General features: G+C 54.0%; 14 protein-coding genes and 2 riboswitches. Of the genes, 8 read left to right on the top strand and 6 right to left on the bottom strand.

Translation table 11 applies throughout. From position 1 onward, the window contains the following. Positions 1 to 87: 87 nt before the first annotated feature. Genes gcvPB through gcvT form a run of 3 tightly spaced genes read right to left on the bottom strand, consistent with a single transcriptional unit; the run spans position 88 to position 4,018 of the window. Positions 88 to 1,548, bottom strand: a complete 1,461-nt coding sequence (gcvPB, locus tag C173_RS00220; RefSeq protein WP_036721152.1) for an aminomethyl-transferring glycine dehydrogenase subunit GcvPB — start codon at positions 1,546 to 1,548, stop codon at positions 88 to 90. Beyond that, positions 1,545 to 2,897, bottom strand: a complete 1,353-nt coding sequence (gcvPA, locus tag C173_RS00215) for an aminomethyl-transferring glycine dehydrogenase subunit GcvPA (RefSeq protein WP_036721151.1) — start codon at positions 2,895 to 2,897, stop codon at positions 1,545 to 1,547. Before gcvPA ends, gcvPB begins: the two co-directional genes overlap by 4 nt. Continuing rightward, a complete protein-coding gene (gcvT, locus tag C173_RS00210; protein ID WP_036721150.1) occupies positions 2,894 to 4,018 on the bottom strand; it encodes a glycine cleavage system aminomethyltransferase GcvT in 1,125 nt (374 codons plus the stop codon). Before gcvT ends, gcvPA begins: the two co-directional genes overlap by 4 nt. 81 nt (positions 4,019 to 4,099) lie before the next feature. Further along, positions 4,100 to 4,200, bottom strand: a riboswitch (glycine riboswitch). 3 nt (positions 4,201 to 4,203) lie between these two features. Then, positions 4,204 to 4,301: riboswitch (glycine riboswitch) on the bottom strand. A gap of 184 nt (positions 4,302 to 4,485) precedes the next feature. On the opposite strand from gcvT, the gene gcvH reads away from it, so the two are divergent. Continuing rightward, positions 4,486 to 4,878, top strand: coding sequence for a glycine cleavage system protein GcvH (gene gcvH, locus C173_RS00205; RefSeq protein ID WP_036721148.1), 393 nt, complete (start codon positions 4,486 to 4,488; stop codon positions 4,876 to 4,878). A gap of 100 nt (positions 4,879 to 4,978) precedes the next feature. Here the strand turns inward: gcvH and C173_RS00200 are convergent, their stop codons facing one another. Both C173_RS00200 and C173_RS00195 read right to left on the bottom strand, forming a co-directional pair. Next, positions 4,979 to 5,875: an OmpA/MotB family protein gene (locus C173_RS00200; protein WP_036721145.1), complete on the bottom strand. Its 897-nt coding sequence runs from the start codon at positions 5,873 to 5,875 to the stop codon at positions 4,979 to 4,981. Beyond that, positions 5,872 to 6,663, bottom strand: coding sequence for a flagellar motor protein (locus tag C173_RS00195; protein WP_036721143.1), 792 nt, complete (start codon positions 6,661 to 6,663; stop codon positions 5,872 to 5,874). The genes C173_RS00200 and C173_RS00195 overlap by 4 nt, the downstream gene beginning before the upstream one ends. A 181-nt stretch (positions 6,664 to 6,844) precedes the next feature. On the opposite strand from C173_RS00195, the gene uvrB reads away from it, so the two are divergent. Further along, positions 6,845 to 8,836 carry an excinuclease ABC subunit UvrB gene (gene uvrB / locus C173_RS00190; RefSeq protein WP_036721141.1) on the top strand — a complete coding sequence of 664 codons (1,992 nt, stop codon included), beginning with the start codon at positions 6,845 to 6,847 and terminating at the stop codon, positions 8,834 to 8,836. A 534-nt stretch (positions 8,837 to 9,370) separates the two neighbouring features. After that, positions 9,371 to 12,247, top strand: a complete 2,877-nt coding sequence (gene uvrA, locus C173_RS00185) for an excinuclease ABC subunit UvrA (protein WP_036721139.1) — start codon at positions 9,371 to 9,373, stop codon at positions 12,245 to 12,247. Positions 12,248 to 12,692: 445 nt separating this feature from the next. On the opposite strand, the gene C173_RS00180 is transcribed toward uvrA, so the two are convergent. Next, positions 12,693 to 12,932 (bottom strand): DUF3977 family protein, encoded by a 240-nt coding sequence (locus C173_RS00180; RefSeq protein WP_036721137.1) that lies wholly within the window; start codon positions 12,930 to 12,932, stop codon positions 12,693 to 12,695. A gap of 152 nt (positions 12,933 to 13,084) precedes the next feature. Between C173_RS00180 and gmd the strand changes: the two genes are divergently transcribed. From gmd to C173_RS00160, 5 genes are all read left to right on the top strand, one after another. Beyond that, positions 13,085 to 14,074, top strand: a complete 990-nt coding sequence (gene gmd, locus C173_RS00175; protein ID WP_036721134.1) for a GDP-mannose 4,6-dehydratase — start codon at positions 13,085 to 13,087, stop codon at positions 14,072 to 14,074. Between the two features lie 146 nt (positions 14,075 to 14,220). Then, positions 14,221 to 14,379, top strand: coding sequence for a hypothetical protein (locus tag C173_RS34085; RefSeq protein WP_155991150.1), 159 nt, complete (start codon positions 14,221 to 14,223; stop codon positions 14,377 to 14,379). 38 nt (positions 14,380 to 14,417) lie between these two features. Continuing rightward, positions 14,418 to 14,627 (top strand): hypothetical protein, encoded by a 210-nt coding sequence (locus C173_RS00170; protein ID WP_036721132.1) that lies wholly within the window; start codon positions 14,418 to 14,420, stop codon positions 14,625 to 14,627. Between the two features lie 220 nt (positions 14,628 to 14,847). Then, on the top strand, positions 14,848 to 16,029 hold the full coding sequence (locus C173_RS00165; RefSeq protein ID WP_235191711.1) for a S1C family serine protease: 1,182 nt from the start codon (positions 14,848 to 14,850) through the stop codon (positions 16,027 to 16,029). After that, positions 16,010 to 17,974, top strand: coding sequence for a stalk domain-containing protein (locus C173_RS00160; RefSeq protein ID WP_051477712.1), 1,965 nt, complete (start codon positions 16,010 to 16,012; stop codon positions 17,972 to 17,974). The genes C173_RS00165 and C173_RS00160 overlap by 20 nt, the downstream gene beginning before the upstream one ends. Positions 17,975 to 18,115 lie beyond the last annotated feature (141 nt).

Here is an 18,115-nt window from a genome sequence, read left to right as displayed (position 1 = left end):
TATCCCTGACCCGGCTATTTGAAAATATAGAATTTATATGTTTTACGCTATCCATTATCCTTCTATTTCTTACTGAAAGGCAGAAGGTTAACCGCAGGAGCAATTCAGTACCGGCTTACGCGCGGCCTGCGTCTCATCCAGGCGGCTGATTTCAGTCGTATGCGGTGCGTTAATGACAATCTCCGGGGTTTCCTCCGCTTCCTTAACGATTCGGATCATCGTCTCAATGAAACCGTCGAGCGTCTCCTTGCTCTCGGTCTCGGTCGGCTCAATCATCATACATTCCTCTACCGTCAGCGGGAAGTAGACGGTTGGCGGATGATAGCCGAAGTCGAGCAGCCGTTTGGCTACATCGAGGGTACGTACACCGTATTGCTTAAGGTTCTTACCGGACATGACGAATTCATGCTTGCAGACGCCCGGGAAGGGAATCTCGAAGTAAGGAGCCAGCCGGTGCATCATATAGTTGGCGTTCAGCACGGCGTTCTCGGACACCTCGCGGAGGCCGTCGGGACCGTAGGTACGGATATACGCATAAGCACGGACGAGAATCCCGAAGTTTCCGTAAAAGGCTTTGACGCGGCCGATCGATTCCGGCCCGCCACAGTCCAGCGAGAAGCTGCCGTCTTCGCTGCGGACCACAGTAGGCTGCGGCAGGAACGGGATCAGCTTCGCCTTCACGCCGACCGGTCCGGCTCCCGGTCCGCCGCCGCCATGCGGTGTGCTCATCGTTTTGTGCAGGTTGAGATGCACGACATCGAAGCCCATATCGCCCGGGCGGGTAATGCCCATAATCGCGTTGGAGTTCGCTCCATCATAATAGAGCAGGCCGCCCGCTTCATGGACAATTGCGGCGATCTCGACGATCTGCGTCTCGAAGAGTCCAAGAGTACTCGGGTTCGTGAGCATCAGCGCGGCGGTGTCGCTGCCGACAGCTGCCTTCAGCGCTTCGAGATCGACCATTCCCTTGTCGTTGGAGGGGATGGTCACGGTGTCGAGTCCCGCTGCGGCGGCACTTGCTGGATTGGTGCCGTGCGAGGAATCGGGCACGATGACCTTGGAGCGGACCTCTCCGCGGCTCTCATGGTAGGCGCGGATCATCATCAGGCCGGTCCACTCGCCATGGGCTCCGGCAGCAGGCTGCAGGGATACGGCATCCATGCCGGTCAGGGCGGCGAGATCCTTTTGCAGCGTGTACATCAGTTCAAGCGCACCCTGGATGCTCTCCTCCGGCTGGTACGGATGGATCCTGGAGAGTCCCGGGAAGCGGGCGACATCCTCGTTGATCTTCGGGTTGTATTTCATAGTGCAGGAGCCGAGCGGATAGAAGCCGTTATCGACTCCGAAGTTGCGGCGGGACAGGGCGGTATAGTGGCGGATGACATCCACCTCGGATACCTCCGGCAGTACGACCGGCTCACTGCGCAGCAGCCCTTCGGGAAGGAGGGAGTCAATGCCTTCGTCCTGCGGCACATCACATTGAGGCAGGGAGTAGGCCGAGCGGCCGGGACGGCTTAATTCAAAAATCAGACTTTGTTCCGGTTTCATACACAGCCCTCCAGTGCGCTTGCGAATTCGTCAATTTCGGTCTTGCTTCGTTTCTCCGTTACGGCAACCAGCATATGTCCGGACAGCTCGGGATAATCCCGGCCTAAGTCATAACCGCCCAGATAGCCTTCCTTCAGCAGCTTGGAGTTCACTGCACTCACACTGCTGCCCTCCGGGAGCTTCAAGACAAATTCATTGAAGAACGGGGCCGTGAAGACGCGCTCAGCGCCGGTGATTTCAGCCAGCCGCCCAGCGGCATAGTGACTCTTGCGGATGTTCAGCTCACCCACCTCGCGCATGCCCTCCTTGCCCATCACGGACAGGTAGACGGAAGCGCACAGCGCCAAGAGCGCCTGGTTGGAGCAGATATTTGAGGTCGCCTTCTCCCGGCGGATATGCTGTTCGCGGGCTTGGAGCGTCAGCACGAAGCCGCGCTTGCCATTCCGGTCAACGGTCTGGCCGACGATCCGGCCCGGCATCCGGCGCATGAGCGGTTCGGCCACTGCGAAGAATCCGCAGGTGGGTCCACCCAGTGATGCGGCGATACCCAGCGGCTGCGCGTCGCCGACTACGATGTCTGCGCCAAGCCGTCCGGGGGACTCCAATACGCCAAGTGCAATGGGGTTCGCGCTGACCACGAGCAGTCCCTTGACCGCATGGATCAGCGGCTCGATCTGGCGCAGATCTTCAATACCGCCGAAGAAGTTGGGCGACTGAACCAGAACGGCAGCCGTATCGCTGTCGATGGCTTCAGCCAGCTTGGCGAGATCAGTTACCCCGTCAGCATAATCAATCTCTACAATTTGCAGGCCCCAGGCGTTGGCGGAGGTACGCAGCACCTGACGCGCTTCCGGGTGAACCGTACGGGAGACAATCAGCTTCTTGCGTTTGGTGGCACCTGCGGCCAGCACAGCCGCTTCGGACAGGGCCGTTGCACCGTCATACATACTGGCATTGGCGACCTTCATCCCGGTCAGTTCACAGATATAGGACTGGAATTCGAAGATCGCCTGTAGCTCACCCTGACTGATCTCCGGCTGATAAGGGGTATAGGCGGTATAGAATTCCGAACGGGAAATCACATGGTTGATGACGACCGGAACGTGGTGATCGTATAATCCGGCACCGAGGAAGCTGGCGTGGGTGTCGAAATCGGCATTCTTGTCGGCGAGCCCCTTCATATGGCGAAGCAGTGCGTACTCATCCAGGGCGCCGGACATCGGCAGGGTTCCCTGGTAACGGACAGACTGCGGAATATCGGCGAACAGCTCATCGATGGACTGTATGCCTACGGTCTCCATCATTTCTGCGCGGTCTTGCCCGGTCATAGGCAGATAGCGGTGCTTCATTGCGGCTTCACTCCTTGGCTTCTTTTGTAGAATGGGGCTTTGATGACGGCAGCCTTGAGCTGCTTGCCGCGGATCTCTACGTACACCTCTGTACCGATCTCCGTATAGGCAGTATCCAGCAGGGCGAGTCCGAGATTCCGCTTCAGGGTCGGGGACTGGGTGCCTGTCGTTACTTCACCGATCTTCACTCCATCCGCGTATACGGGATAGTGGGAGCGGGGAATGCCACGGTCGATCATCTCCAGGCCCACAAGACGACGGGGCAGACCGGCTTCCTTCTGCTTCAGCAGGGCGTCACGGCCGATGAAGTCGCCTGCATCCAACTTCACGAAGAACTGGACACCGGCTTCGAGTGGAGTGATATCCGCCGACAGCTCCTGGCCGTACAGCGGCAGTTTGGCCTCGAAGCGCAGCGTGTCGCGTGCGCCGAGTCCGGCAGGAGTCAGGCCATGCGGAGCGCCTGCTTCCAGCAGGCCCTTCCAGAGGGTAGCCGCCGTATCAGCAGGAGCGTACAGCTCGAAGCCATCCTCACCGGTATATCCGGAGCGGGAGAGCAGGACGCTGACGCCGCAGACCTCGGCGTGTTCGATGAAGTGAAAAGGCTTGAGTTCCGTTAGAGGAGCGTCCGTCACTTTGGCAAGGATGGTCTCAGCCAGCGGTCCCTGCAAGGCAAGCAGCAGGGTCTCATCCGAGACATTGTTCAGAGTGACCCCGCTGAACTCAGCGGTGAGATGCTCCTGCAGCCACTGGAAGTCCTTGTCGATATTCGACGCATTGACGACAAGCATGTAACGCTCCTCGCCCAGACGGTATACGAGCAGATCGTCCACCACTCCGCCGCTTGGATAGAGCATCAGCGTATACTGCGCCGCGCCGTCTTCCAAGCGGCTGACATCATTCGTGGTCATTCTCTGGAGGAAGGCTTCTGCGCCCTCTCCGGTAACCATGAATTCTCCCATGTGGGAGACATCGAACAGTCCGGCCTGATTGCGGACGGCTTCATGCTCCTTCACGATCCCTGTGAACTGAACCGGCAGCTCCCAGCCGCCAAAATCAATACATCTGGACTCCGCATACGCGGCATAGAGATCATAAAAAGGCGTTCTTCTCAAAGACTCCATCTCGTCACTCCCTTGGCTTTGATTACATACGAAAAAGGACAGGCGAAAGCCATTATGCACGTATGCATAAATGGACTTTCGCTCTGTCCTTGGTACCTGAGAGTTACCCTGCATTGCAGCGCAGGTTTCCCCGTTGGTGATCCGTGAAGCCTGCGGCGCAGGCATCCGGATGCTCTCCAGAGATGCGTCCGGCAAAGGTCCTTTTGCCTGAGAGATTCACCCATCCCGGGCTTACTCCTTCGGCGCTGTCTTCCTGTGAGACAGTCTCTCCCTATGCCATCATTCGCAAACCATATGTTTTTCTACTGACTCCATTAAACCGGGTAACCCTCCGCCCTGTCAATCAAAAAACGTCAAAAAGTTGACAAATTTAATTTTACTGTCAGTTATATTGACATTAGGCAAGCCGATAACTTAGGCTATAACTAAATTTAGAACTCCAATTACGGAAAAGAGGCGGCTTGGACATGAGTGAAGTGCTTGACAACCTGCTATACAGCGAAGAGCATGAGTGGGCGCAGCAGGGCGAGGGACGCGTAGTACGTGTAGGGATTACGGATCATGCGCAGCATCTGCTCGGCGATATCGTGTTTGTAGAATTCCCGGAAGTCGGCGCGGCAATCTCCGCTGGTGACAGCGTGGGCAGTATTGAGTCCGTGAAGACGGTATCGGAGCTATATTCACCCGTATCCGGTAAGGTGACCAAGATCAACGATGCGCTGGAGGCCAGCCCGGAGCTGATCAACGATCAGCCCTACGGAGACGGTTGGATTTTTGAGCTGGAGCTTGATGCTGAGTTCGCAGAGGCAGTAACCGGCCTGCTGGATGCGGCTGCGTACAAGGAACTGGTTGGGGAATAAAAGTTAGCTTATTTGCGGAAGCGGATGTTAATACGGCAGACCTCTCTTTATTACATTAGATGTTACTAATGTGAGAGGTCTGTCTTTTTGCGTCTGTATATTATTCCGTCTCCTGCAGCTGGCGCAGAACAATGAGTTCGACCCGGCGGTTCTTCTGTCTGCCTTCGGTGGTCGCATTATCATATGCAGGCCGGGTATCGGCATAACCCGCGTACTGGAAGGTATCGGGGCTCAGCCCCTCTTTGTCCAGAAAAAAGCGCAGGACCGACAGCGCCCGGGCGCCCGATAGCTCCCAGTTGTCTTTGTACACTGAGCCTGGCGTCACGGGAACATTGTCGGTGTGGCCTTCGATGCTGATGGTGGCGCCGATGCCGCGGAACAGGCCGGAGAGCTGGCGCAGTGCAGGGAGTGCAGGCGATTTCAGCTCAGCCTTACCCGCATCGAACAGGAAGCGGTCACTGAGCGTGATCGCAATGCCCTGCGGCTTATCGGCAACAAAAATCTGCTCACCCAGGTTATTCTCCTCCACGTATTGGGTGATAACGCCCATAAGCGCAGCCAGCTTCGCCTCCTGTTCACGAAAAGCAAGCTCGCGCGCAGACGGCTGGTGTCCAGCCCCATCTCCTTCTTGTCCGGCTGCAGGTGTATCTGCCCCGTGTCCATTGAGTCCGTTCGCATCCCCAGAGTCTGTGGCCGAAGGCGTGTCAGCGGTGCTGCCGTCTTCATTATGACCCTTCGAAACGTCAGTCCCTGTAATGCCCTGATTGCCCTCCAGAACGTCGCTTCCGCCTTCCAGTACTGTACTTCCGCTCTTGAAGGTATCCGATAAGGAGCCGCTGACAATGGCATATTTCTGCGAATCGAGACTGCTCATGGCATACAGAATCACGAAGAAAATAAGCAGAAGCGTGATCAGATCCGCATAGGTAATCATCCAGCGGTCCCGGCTCTCTTTCCCTGCGGCGGCGCGGTGCTGCCGGCGGTTTCTTTGTCTCATAACGGGTCTCCCGGACTGGTGCTGGTGCTGGCGCTGCGTTTAGGGGCGTCTGCCAGGAAAGGGGCCAGCTTTTGACGGACCAGATGCGGGTGATCCCCGTTCTGCAGGGACAGAATGCCGACGAGCAGCATCTCCATGGTGCCTAGCTCACTTTGGCTGCGGGATTTGATTTTGGAGGCAATGGGTAAAAAGATTAGATTGGCGCTGGCTACGCCATAGAGCGTTGCTGTAAAAGCTACGGCAATGGACGCGCCCAGATTCGAAGGGTCCGTTAAGTTGCTCAGAACCCGGATCAGGCCCATAACGGTACCGATAATGCCCATGGTCGGTGCATAGCCGCCGGCGGCTTCGAATATTTTGGCATAGCCTTCATATTTCAGTTCCTTGGCATCCATCCCAAGCTCCAGAATCTGCCGGACCTGATCCGGGTCATTGCCGTCGACAATCAGAAACAGGCCTTCACGGGTGAAGGGGTCGGGATGTTCCTCCGCTCGTTTCTCCAGGGCGAGAACACCGCCGCGCCGCGTTAGTGCAGCCATAGCAATCAATTCTTCGGCTTGTTCCCGGCTGGTATCCCGTTGTCTGCCAAAAGCCAGGCGGAGCGCCGCCGGAATGCTGCGGAGCTTGGACGCCGGGAAGCTGATGAGTACAGCCGCAAGGGTGCCGCCGAATACGATCAGGGCAGCATTGGGCTGCAGCAGGCCGGACAGGCTGCCGCCCTCCCACAGAAAACCGCCGATCATAGCGGCAATTCCGGCCAGCAGGCCGAGTATTGTAATGAAATCCATAAATTCAGGCTCCTTAAATTTCTATATATTATGGTTTGCAACAGTCTGGGCAACGCTGTATAATAAACGGGAACGTGCATTCCTATCTTCCATATTTTTCAGCTTGGTATGGATGAAGGATGATTAGGGTTAAAATTATAATATATTCATATATTCTAGACGATAGAGGGGAGACGGGCAAATGAGTGATATTGTCGTCAGTACGAAGACTTTTGCACTGGAGTCCGAGTATACACCCCAGGGCGATCAGCCTCATGCCATAGAAGAGTTATTGGACGGCATCCGGCAGGGCAAGAAGCACCAGACGCTGCTGGGAGCGACAGGTACAGGCAAGACCTTTACCATCGCACAAGTGATTTCCAAGTTGAACCGCCCCACGCTGGTTATTGCGCACAACAAGACGCTTGCTGCGCAGCTGGCGAGTGAGTTCAAAGAATTTTTTCCGAGCAATTCCGTGGATTACTTCGTCAGTTACTACGATTACTACCAGCCAGAGGCGTACATCCCTTCCTCCGATACCTACATTGAGAAAGACTCCAGCATAAATGAAGAAATCGACAAGCTCCGCCACTCGGCAACAAGCTCGCTGTTCGAACGCCGTGACGTCATTATCGTGGCGAGTGTGTCCTGTATTTATGGTCTAGGTTCGCCGCAGGAATACGGAAGCCTGCTGCTCTCGCTGCGTGTAGGGATGGAGAAGCCGCGCAATCAGATTCTGAGCCGGCTTGTAGATATCCAGTATCAGCGCAATGATATTAATTTCGTGCGCGGTACGTTCCGTGTGCGCGGAGATGTCGTTGAGATCTTCCCGGCATCCCAGGGCGAGCATGCGATCCGGGTGGAGCTATTCGGAGACGAGATCGAACGGATTACGGAGATTGATGTTCTGACAGGCGAGCTGATCGGCGAACGCGATCATATCGCGATTTTTCCGGCGTCTCACTTTGTTACCCAGGAAGAGACCATGCGTGTAGCGCTGGTCAATATTGAGCGTGAGCTGGAGGAGCGGCTGGCTGTGCTCCGTGAAGCAGGCAAGCTGCTGGAGGCCCAGCGGCTGGAGCAGCGGACCCGTTATGATATCGAGATGATGAAGGAAGTCGGCTTCTGTTCAGGGATCGAGAACTATTCCGGTCCGCTTACCTTCCGGGAGCCGGGAGCGACTCCTTATACATTGATGGACTATTTCCCGGATGACATGCTGATTGTGATTGACGAGTCTCATGTGACGCTGCCGCAGATCCGGGCGATGTATAACGGTGACCGTGCGCGTAAGACAGTCCTTGTAGAACACGGGTTCCGCCTGCCGTCTGCACTGGATAACCGTCCGCTGCAATTCGAGGAATTCGAAGACAAGGTGAGCCAGATTGTATACGTGTCCGCAACACCTGGACCTTATGAGATGGAGCATTGCGATACGATGGTCCAGCAGATTATCCGTCCTACCGGTCTGCTTGATCCGATCATTGAAGTGCGCCCTACCGAAGGGCAGATCGATGATCTGATCAATGAAATCCGTGACCGGGTAGAACGCGATGAGCGTGTTCTCGTCACCACCCTTACGAAGAAGATGTCTGAGGACCTGACGGACTACTTCAAGGAGATTGGCATCAAGGTACGTTATATGCACTCCGATATCAAGACACTGGAGCGGATGGCGATTCTGCGTGATCTCCGTCTAGGCACCTTCCATGTGTTGGTCGGTATTAACCTGCTCAGAGAAGGTCTTGACCTGCCCGAGGTGTCGCTGGTCGCGATTCTGGATGCTGACAAGGAAGGCTTCCTCCGTTCCGAGCGTTCGCTGATCCAGACGATCGGCCGTGCCGCCCGTAACTCGGAGGGCCGGGTTATTATGTACGGGGACCGCATTACGGACTCCATGGAGAAGGCGATGAGCGAGACCCAGCGCCGCCGTGAAATTCAGATCGCCCATAACGAGAAGCACGGGATTACCCCGACGACCATCAACAAGAAGGTGCGCGATATCATCGAGGCGACCAAGGTGGCCGAGTCTAAGGCTGATTACCTCACTGGTGTTGGCGGCAAGCTCAACAAGAAAGACAAGCAGAGCCTGATGCAGCGTCTGGAGGCCGAGATGAAGGATGCCGCCAAGAACCTGCAATTTGAGCGCGCCGCCGAGCTGCGTGATGCCTTGCTTGAGCTACGGGCAGAGTAACCCGGCCGAGAAGTTAACGATCCAGGGAACGGCGCTATTCAGGCCGTTCCTTTTGAAGATAGTATGGTTAAAGTTCTTTGCGCATTCCGCAGGAACAGCCCGCAATTAAGCTTTAGCGCGAATCCCGGAGGGACAGCGTGCACTCAGGGTCTTAGCGCGAATCCCGGAGGGACAGCGTGCACTCAGGGTCTTAGCGCGAATCCCGCAGGGACAGCGTGCACTCAAGCCCTAAGCACGTATCCCGCGGGGAGAGTGTGCAGTTAAGCCCTTAGCGCGTATCCCGAAGGGACAGCGTCTGCGGCAAGCGGAAGCGAGCCGTACCCTGCTCTGTAAGTATAGCGGCCCCGTAGGGGTTAGCGGGCCTAATGCCCCAGTAGTCGTCCATCCACCCGCCTAATTCCTTCCGCCAAGTTTGCGGGTGTCCAGAGGGTGCAACCCTTGGGGCCCTCCCTTGGAAGGGAGGGTTTGGGAGGGATCGAAAATATTTTTCCAAAATGTTTTGAATTTTAATTTTCTCTTAAAGGAGAGGTACCGTTGGCACATGAAAGTATAGTAATCAAGGGCGCGAGGGCCCATAACCTCAAGAACATCGACGTAACGATTCCGCGTGACCGCTTCGTCGTGCTGACGGGACTGAGCGGCTCGGGCAAATCCTCCCTGGCCTTCGATACCATCTACGCCGAGGGTCAACGCCGGTATGTCGAGTCGTTGTCTGCCTATGCGCGCCAGTTCCTGGGCCAGATGGAGAAGCCAGATGTAGATTCCATCGACGGACTCTCCCCGGCCATATCAATTGACCAGAAGACGACTAGCCGTAACCCGCGTTCCACGGTAGGGACGGTTACCGAAATCTATGACTATCTGCGGCTGCTCTTTGCCCGGATCGGCCATCCGCATTGTCCGGATCATGGCATAGAGATCACTTCGCAGACCGTTGAACAGATGGTGGACCGGATCATGCAATACCCGGAGAAGACCCGTCTGCAGATTCTGGCCCCGGTCATTTCCGGCCGTAAGGGTGAGCATAAGGGTCTGTTCACAGATATCTCGAAGCAAGGCTTCGTCCGTGTACGTGTGGATGGTGAGCTGCGCGAAGTGACGGAAGATATTGTACTGGAGAAGAATAAAAAGCATACGATTGAGGTTGTTGTTGACCGGATTGTAATTAAGGATGATATTGAGACCCGGCTTACCGATTCCCTGGAGACTGCGCTGAAGCTGTCCGGTGGTCAGATTCTCGTTGATGTGATGGGCCAGGAAGAGCTGCTGTTCAGTGCAAGCTTTGCTTGTCCGGTCTGCGGATTCAGCATAGAAGAGCTGGCGCCGCGTATGTTCTCCTTCAACAGTCCATTTGGAGCCTGTCCTGAATGTGATGGGCTGGGGATGAATATGGTTGTCGATCCCGATCTGCTGATCCCGGATACAGAGAAATCCATCGAAGAAGGAGCTTTCCTGGCCTGGACAGGCAGTACCTCGAACTACTATCCGCAGTTCCTGAAATCGGTGTGCGAGCATTTCAAGATTCCGCAGAATGTACCGGTAAGCAGCCTGTCGCCGGAGCATATGAACAAGCTGCTGCACGGAACAGGCAGCGAGAAGATCCGTTTCCGGTATGAGAATGACTTCGGCCAGCGCAAAGACGCCCTGGTTGCTTTTGAGGGCATTATTCCGAATCTGGAGCGCCGGTACCGCGATACAGCCTCCGAAGGAATCCGTGAGTTCATTGAAGGCTTCATGAGCGCTAAGCCTTGCCATTCCTGTAAGGGCAAGCGGCTCAAAAAAGAGATTCTGGCGGTGACCATCAATGAGCAGAATGTTGCGGATGTGACGGATCTTTCGATTGGAGATTGTCTGGACTTCTTCGCAGATCTCAAGCTTAGTGAGAAAGAAACAGCGATTGCCAATCTGATCCTCAAGGAAATCAGCAGCCGGCTCGGCTTCCTGGTGAATGTGGGGCTGAACTATCTAACCCTAAGCCGGGCAGCAGGCTCATTATCCGGCGGGGAAGCCCAGCGCATCAGGCTGGCTACCCAGATCGGCTCCAGTCTGATGGGTGTCCTCTATATTCTGGATGAGCCAAGTATCGGCCTGCATCAGCGGGACAATGACCGCCTGATTGCCACGCTTGCCCATATGCGCGACCTCGGTAATACGCTCATCGTCGTTGAGCATGATGAGGATACCATGATGGCAGCTGACTATATTATCGACATTGGACCGGGTGCCGGGAAACACGGCGGACAGGTCATTGCTCAGGGGACCCCGGAGGAGATTATGAAGGACCCGGGTTCCCTGACCGGTGAATACTTGAGCGGACGTAAGTTCATCCCGGTGACTTCCAAGCGGCGGCCAACCGATAATGAACGCTGGATCGAGATCCGTGGAGCGAAGGAGAATAACCTGAAGAATGTGAATGTAAAGATTCCGCTTGGTGTCTTCACAGCGGTAACCGGCGTATCCGGCTCCGGCAAGTCTTCGCTTATTAACGAGATTCTCTACAAGAGTCTGGCCCGCCAGTTGAACAAGGCGGTCAAGGTCCGTCCCGGCTTGCACAAAGAAATCCGCGGCCTGGAGAATCTGGACAAGGTCATCGAAATTGACCAGTCCCCGATCGGGCGTACACCGCGCTCTAATCCGGCTACGTATACAGGTGTGTTCGATGATATCCGTGATCTGTTCTCCAAGACGAACGAGGCCAAGGTGCGTGGCTTCCAGAAGGGGCGCTTCAGCTTCAATGTGAAGGGCGGCCGCTGTGAGGCGTGCCGTGGAGACGGCATTATCAAGATTGAGATGCACTTCCTGCCGGATGTATACGTTCCTTGTGAGGTCTGCAAAGGCAAACGGTATAACCGCGAGACGCTGGAAGTGAAATATAAAGGCAAGAATATCTCGGATGTGCTGGAGATGACGGTGGAGGATGCAACGGAGTTCTTCAAGAATATTCCGAAAATTCACCGCAAAATGCAGACCTTGCTGGATGTAGGCCTGGGCTATATCAACATCGGCCAACCGGGAACCACCCTGTCCGGCGGTGAGGCCCAGCGTGTGAAGCTGGCTTCCGAGCTGTACCGCCGCAGTACCGGCAAGACGCTCTATATCCTGGATGAGCCGACAACCGGCCTGCATGTGGACGACATCGGGCGTCTGCTTGAGGTACTGCACCGCCTGGTCGATTCCGGCGAATCGGTTCTGGTCATCGAGCATAATCTCGATGTCATCAAGACAGCCGACTACATCATTGATATGGGACCGGAAGGCGGCAGCGGCGGCGGTACCGTCCTTGCTACCGGGACGCCCGAGAAGCTGATCAGCGTTGAAGAATCCTACACTGGCCGCTACCTGAAGCCAGTCCTAATCCGTGATACGGAACGCACGAAGGCTATGGAACTGCAGCCTTCGGAGACGGTTTAAATGTAGGAAGAGCGGTATAAAACCTAATAACCTCATTAACCCGAATACCCCATGCCCCTTCTTACAAAGGGGACATGGGGTATTTTAATATTGCGGCAGGTTTCACAAGTTCTGATACGTTTTGGGGAGCCAGAATGCCCTCTATTGAGTCTCTAAGCTATAGAGCGGACGTAGTTGGAAATAAGGCACTTAATACTGCCGAAGCGGCGTGTTGGACTAACGTAGTTGGAAAAAGTACACTTCTCTCCATAGAACTCTGTATATTCACCAAAAATCGGGTTCAACAAGTGTTGTTTTTCCAACTATTTGATATAAATGCAACGGTTGCGCCAAACTAGATGTACTAATTCCACTAAATATCCCTCGCCCTCACACTAAGGCGGTAAGCAAAAACACACGCAACAGCAATGCTGCCCGATCAGTAATTTATAGTGTCTGCTCCCCGCTACAACTCACTGCTGATGCCCAGGATAATCTTAAAACGGCGGGTAGCTTTAGCTCCCCGTTTGAACCCTTCCCGTGAGTCTGCGATCCAGACGGTTCTTCCAATCCAGACTCGGATGTAACAGGAACGGAAGATAACTGGCCGGACAATCCCCTGTACTTCAACCTCTGTCCCATCCGGCTGTTCAATCTCTGTTCGCACCAGCCACGTGTTTCCGATTCCAAATTCGATGTATTTCAAGAAGGGGTCACCGTTCTTTCTAGATATGATTAACAATTGGGCTGCTTTCACTTTTATAATTGTACTGGACAAGAAAGCGCTTAGACATATTCTGCAGGCTTTGTTAATAGGTATCAGTAAGCCTTACTACCTATGAAAATGAGGGGATTTAAATGACAAAGCGTGCATTAATTACAGGGATTACAGGACAAGATGGATCTTATTTGGCAGAGCTTCTGTTGTCAAAAGGATATAAAGTATTTGGTTTGCGCCGCAGAACAAGTATACCAATTATGGATAACATCGGACATCTAAAGAATGAAATCGAATTTATTGAAGGAGATTTGCTGGATCTGGGGTCACTGATGAGAGCGGTGAGCATCTCAGATCCGGATGAAGTCTATAACCTGGCCGCGCAGTCTTTCGTAGCAACTTCCTGGGTTCAACCTGTTGCAACTGCTCAAGCTACTGGAATGGGTGTTACCAATTTGCTCGAGGCGGTGCGTTTGACTAAACCGGCAGCGAGATTTTATCAAGCCTCAAGCAGTGAAATGTTCGGTAAAGTATTAGCAACACCACAGAAAGAAACGACCCCATTTTATCCACGAAGTCCATATGGTGTAGCTAAAGTTTATGGTCACTGGATTACAGTTAATTATAGAGAAAGCTATAACATGTTTGCTTGCTCTGGGATCTTATTCAACCATGAATCGCCACGTCGTGGCATTGAATTTGTAACCCGCAAAGTATCTGATGCTGTGGCGAGAATAAAACTGGGTCTGCAAACGGAACTTCGGATGGGAAATCTGGATGCAAAAAGAGATTGGGGCTTTGCAGGGGATTATGTTAAAGCGATGTGGCTGATGCTTCAGCAGGATAAAGCGGATGATTTCGTAATCTCTACTGCGGAGACGCATACGATTGAAGAACTTGTAGATATCGCATTTACCCATGTAGGACTGGATTGGAAAGATTATGTTGTGGTTGATCAGAGGTTTGTTAGACCTGCTGAAGTGGATCTACTGCTTGGTGATTGCTCCAAGGCTAAAGAAAAGCTAGGCTGGGAACGGGAGGTTACATTTGAGCAATTGATCAAGATGATGGTGGATAGCGATTTAGCGCTTATCAATGAAGATTTAATTAAAGGTGATAAAGTATTGTAATCGTAGTATTGAGGTCCAGCCAGTCCACTCAGTCCACCAAGTCCAAACAGGCATATCTACAGCATGTCCGCCGTAAGATTCAATGAGAAGCTTTTACGTTGAATGGATAGCAGCAGCTGTAGGCTGGATTGAGGTGGATTGGCTCCTTGAAAATTGAAAAACAACAGCGGTCAATGATGAATATCGCCAATCCGAGGCGTGATTTAGCCATGAGGAATATTTTTTGTGACAAATACACCGTTTTTAAAATATTTCTATTGCGTGACGGAAATGGTAACGATAACATAGAAGGTGATATGGATTAGAGAAACTTGCTTGACAACACTCTCAGGGAGGGATTGCCATGCTGCTTGCAGAAGCTGCCGCGCAAGAACCGTCTAAATTTCATACCTTCGATGCGTTTATGATTGTATTCACGATCCTGATACTTATCGGTGTGGTCCGGCTGCTTAGAGCTCCGCAGAAGAACAAATTTGCCATCGGTTTTGCAGTGGTAAGCCTGCTGGTTTTTGTGGTATCCGATTATGCAATGATTATGAACTGGTTCAGCTAGAGTAAGACACACATAACCTCAGAGGCAAGCTCATCTTAAAGACACCTTTACCGCCAGCGGCGATCCTAAAGGCGTCTTTTTTTGAAGATAAGAATCTATATGCTTCGCGCTATAATTATTATTATCTTTCTCGCTGAAACGGTACGGTCCTTTAAAAAGGACGTCAATGCCGTTTCCACTTGGAAAATATTGTGCAGGGAAGAAGGGGAGAGCCATGGGAATGGGGAGGAACTGGACTGCCCGGAGTAGGGTAGTACTGCTGGGCACTATGCTGTTGGTGTTGTCGGGATTCGTAAGTCCAGCCGGTGTTGTTCATGGGGCGGTCTACAGCGGGATAGGAACATTAGAGGCTGAGAGAGGCGCGGCTGTCAACGTGATGAAGGCCGGACAAGCAGGTACGGTGCACAAGGAGAGCAAGGGGCAATGGAGCCAGCCCGCAACAGCAGACCCGGTTCCGCAAATCATAAGCAGAGTCTCGCCGTCTGTAGTCGGCATTATCGGCAAAGCGGGAGGAGAAACCGGCGGACCGGATGACCGTTACAATCTGACCCACGGCTCGGGGATTATCGTCAGAGCAGACGGATGGATCATTACCAATGCCCATGTGATGGCAGGGCTGGAGAAGGCGGTAGTGGTCACCTCAGACGGGACGAGCTATAACATCACAGATACATACTCGGATGAATTCAGCGATCTTGCACTGGTCAAAATCAAAGCCAAAGCCCTAAAGCCCGCAACCTTCGCAGGCAACGCCGCCAATCTTCAGGTTGGGGAGAAGGTTATAGCGATCGGGACGCCGATCTCTTTTTCCCTGAGAAATTCGGCAACGGTAGGCGTGATCAGCGGTCTTAACCGTTCGGTAGATGCGGCGTACCGGCTGATCCAGAGCGATACGGCCATCAATCCCGGCAACAGCGGAGGACCGCTGGTCAATATGAAGGGGGAGGTACTCGGGGTCAATAGTATGAAGTTCGCAGCCGTGGGTGTGGAAAATATGGGCTTCTCGATTCCCGTAGATACGGTGAAGTACATCATGAATCAGCTGCTCCAATATGGAGAGGTCCGGCGTCCGAGCCTCGGAATTGAGCTTGAGGAGAGCTGGCCCGTAATTGTCGGACTGCCGGGGCAGGAGCCCTTGACGGTGACGAAGGTGCTTACGGCGGAAGCGCGCAAAGCAGGAATCACGGCAGGAGATGCACTGTACGCCATAGACGGACGCCGGGTGACTTCACTTGTTGACGTTAATGAATTATTCAGACAATACAAGCCGGGGGCAGTGGTCAAGCTGCTGATGCAGAGTGACGGCGATATCGTAGCCAAAAGCCTTGTTCTTGGACAAGGCGACCCTCTGGTGAGTGCCGCTAAGACGGAGGGGGAGACCGATGATCAGACGACAGAGTGAGGAGGCGGCAGGTACAGCCGAGCCAGGCAGCAGAGCGGGACAACTACGGCGCGGGGTGTCTGTTATTGTAGTCCTATTGTTGCTGCTCAGCCTATTTCCCGTGGGAAGGGCCCAGGCGGCAGAGGGGGCATTGCTACAGCTTAGTCTTCAAGCGGGCAGTACTTCTGTAACGGTTAACGGGAAGCCGGTCACGATTCCGAAGCCTTTTGCTGAGAATGGAACGCTGCTGGTCCCGCTGGGGATTTTCAAAAAAGCCTTCGGCAGCACCGTCTCCCTCACAGGCGATGATGTGGTGAAGGTAATGTACGGGCCGCATACCGGTGCGATGACGATAGGCAGCACGATTGCCTGGAAGGATGGTGTCAAAATCAAGCTCGCCGCGCCGCCGCGTATGGTATCCGGTGTGCTGATGGTGCCGCTAAGGTTCGTGGCTGGAGTGCTTGGTGCACGGATAAATCCGGCGGAGGACGGAGGGGTACTGGTTACGCTAGCTCCTCCGGTAGCAGTGGTAGGCGTTGAAGCACAGACCGGGATTGACAGTGACGCCGGCAAAACCCGGATCGGCAACAGTTATCTGGAGTGGAGCATGAACTATCCGCCAGGGCTGGTGGTAGGCGACAGCGGAGGGAATGAGAGCGTAGCGACTTTTACGAGTGCAGAGAACGGGTACTATCTGGAGGTGCATGCTTCGCCGCTCGCCGTTCCTCTTGATCCCGAAGGGCTGCTGGAGAATCTGGTCCGATCCTCGGAGGAGGGCGGGGAGATTGTGCTGGACCGGGAGGCTGTGTCTAAGGCCAAGGTTCCTTACGCCCGGACTGTGAGCAAGGATTCGAGCGGCGCGCTCTGGGAGGGCAGGCAATATTATGCCGGAGGCAGGCTGTACGAGATCTATCTGACAGATGATAATGCAGCCAATTATAAGGACCTGGGCAAATATGCTGCGCTGCTGAATTCTTTTCAGACCTCTTTTGATACATCCGACGGAAAGCTCCGCGACCTCTCCACGATCCGTAACGGGCTGCGAGAAGGCTACAACGATGACTACGGGATTGCGCTCAAGGTCCCTGCCGACTGGAGTGCGGATGACCAGCAGCTCTACTATGCGGGCAAGCAGGGGAGTTATCTGCGTGTAAAAGTAAGCTCGGCCCCTGCGGGCTCTACGCTGGCAAGCTGGAATCAGGAACTGCTGTCTCAGCTCCGTGACACCTATGTGGCTGAGGCCTACACCTTGAAGGACAGCGTAGCGGGCAAGGTCTCCGGTGAACCGGTGCTGATTAACGAGATCAGGCTTAACCCGGGCAGCGGGTGGAGCACCGAATATCAGATTTTGCTGCTGAAGAACGGGTACCGTTATTATTTTGAATATGTTGCGGCTTCCGGGCCCGGGCAGAGTGGTGATCAGGCGCGCTTTACAGAGGTATTGAACTCGATCGATATTGATTTTGCCCAGACGAAGAGTAACTTCGGACGCCTGGCGTCAGAGGATTATACCCAGCTCAGCCAGAAGTCGGTCACCAAGATCTCCAAGACCTACGGCTACAAGCTCGAGATTCCGCGGCTGTGGAGCCCGGTTCAGGATCTTTTCGAGAGCCAGAGCGTGGAATACCGCTTCACCGGCGGCCGATTCCAGCTCTATGCCAGCCCTGAGGTCACGCCGGAATATGCCGTCAGCCAGCTGCAGAGCTATTACCAGAACACCAAGCAAGATCCCAAGGGCCCGCAGGTAAAAAGCGTCACAGAAACCACCTTTGCCGGTATGCCAGCCACCATACTCACAGTAGAGCAGACTAAGAACAGCATCCCGGCGAGCACGAAAATCATTGTGTTCAGCCGCAGCGATGTGGTCTATACGCTTACCATAACGCTGAACACCGCCAATGCTACGGCGAGCCAGCTGGCGGTGCTGGAGCGGGTGCTGGGGTCGTTTGGGTGGGTGGGGGAGTAGGAAGAAATACGAAGAATGCCTGAATTGCCATTTTTGGCAGGAGGCATTCTTTTTTTGTATGGTGCTAACGAAGGAAGTGTTCATATAATTCTTGCCATTTAGATGGCGCTGAGGGATGATATTTGATACAATTAATAAGTT

The sequence above is a fragment of the Paenibacillus sp. FSL R7-277 genome (assembly GCF_000517965.1).
Classification (GTDB): domain Bacteria; phylum Bacillota; class Bacilli; order Paenibacillales; family Paenibacillaceae; genus Paenibacillus_AQ; species Paenibacillus_AQ silagei.
Note: the sequence above shows the minus strand (reverse complement) of the source record. Positions and strands in the feature narration are given on the sequence as shown.

Excerpts from the sequence above, each read along its gene's own strand:
- gcvPB (WP_036721152.1), bottom strand. The coding sequence starts at position 1,548 with ATGAAACCGGAACAAAGTCTGATTTTTGAATTAAGCCGTCCCGGCCGC.
- gcvPA (WP_036721151.1), bottom strand. The coding sequence starts at position 2,897 with ATGAAGCACCGCTATCTGCCTATGACCGGGCAAGACCGCGCAGAAATG.
- gcvT (WP_036721150.1), bottom strand. The coding sequence starts at position 4,018 with ATGGAGTCTTTGAGAAGAACGCCTTTTTATGATCTCTATGCCGCGTAT.
- gcvH (WP_036721148.1), top strand. The coding sequence starts at position 4,486 with ATGAGTGAAGTGCTTGACAACCTGCTATACAGCGAAGAGCATGAGTGG.
- C173_RS00200 (WP_036721145.1), bottom strand. The coding sequence starts at position 5,875 with ATGAGACAAAGAAACCGCCGGCAGCACCGCGCCGCCGCAGGGAAAGAG.
- C173_RS00195 (WP_036721143.1), bottom strand. The coding sequence starts at position 6,663 with ATGGATTTCATTACAATACTCGGCCTGCTGGCCGGAATTGCCGCTATG.
- uvrB (WP_036721141.1), top strand. The coding sequence starts at position 6,845 with ATGAGTGATATTGTCGTCAGTACGAAGACTTTTGCACTGGAGTCCGAG.
- gmd (WP_036721134.1), top strand. The coding sequence starts at position 13,085 with ATGACAAAGCGTGCATTAATTACAGGGATTACAGGACAAGATGGATCT.
- C173_RS00170 (WP_036721132.1), top strand. The coding sequence starts at position 14,418 with ATGCTGCTTGCAGAAGCTGCCGCGCAAGAACCGTCTAAATTTCATACC.
- C173_RS00165 (WP_235191711.1), top strand. The coding sequence starts at position 14,848 with ATGGGGAGGAACTGGACTGCCCGGAGTAGGGTAGTACTGCTGGGCACT.
- C173_RS00160 (WP_051477712.1), top strand. The coding sequence starts at position 16,010 with ATGATCAGACGACAGAGTGAGGAGGCGGCAGGTACAGCCGAGCCAGGC.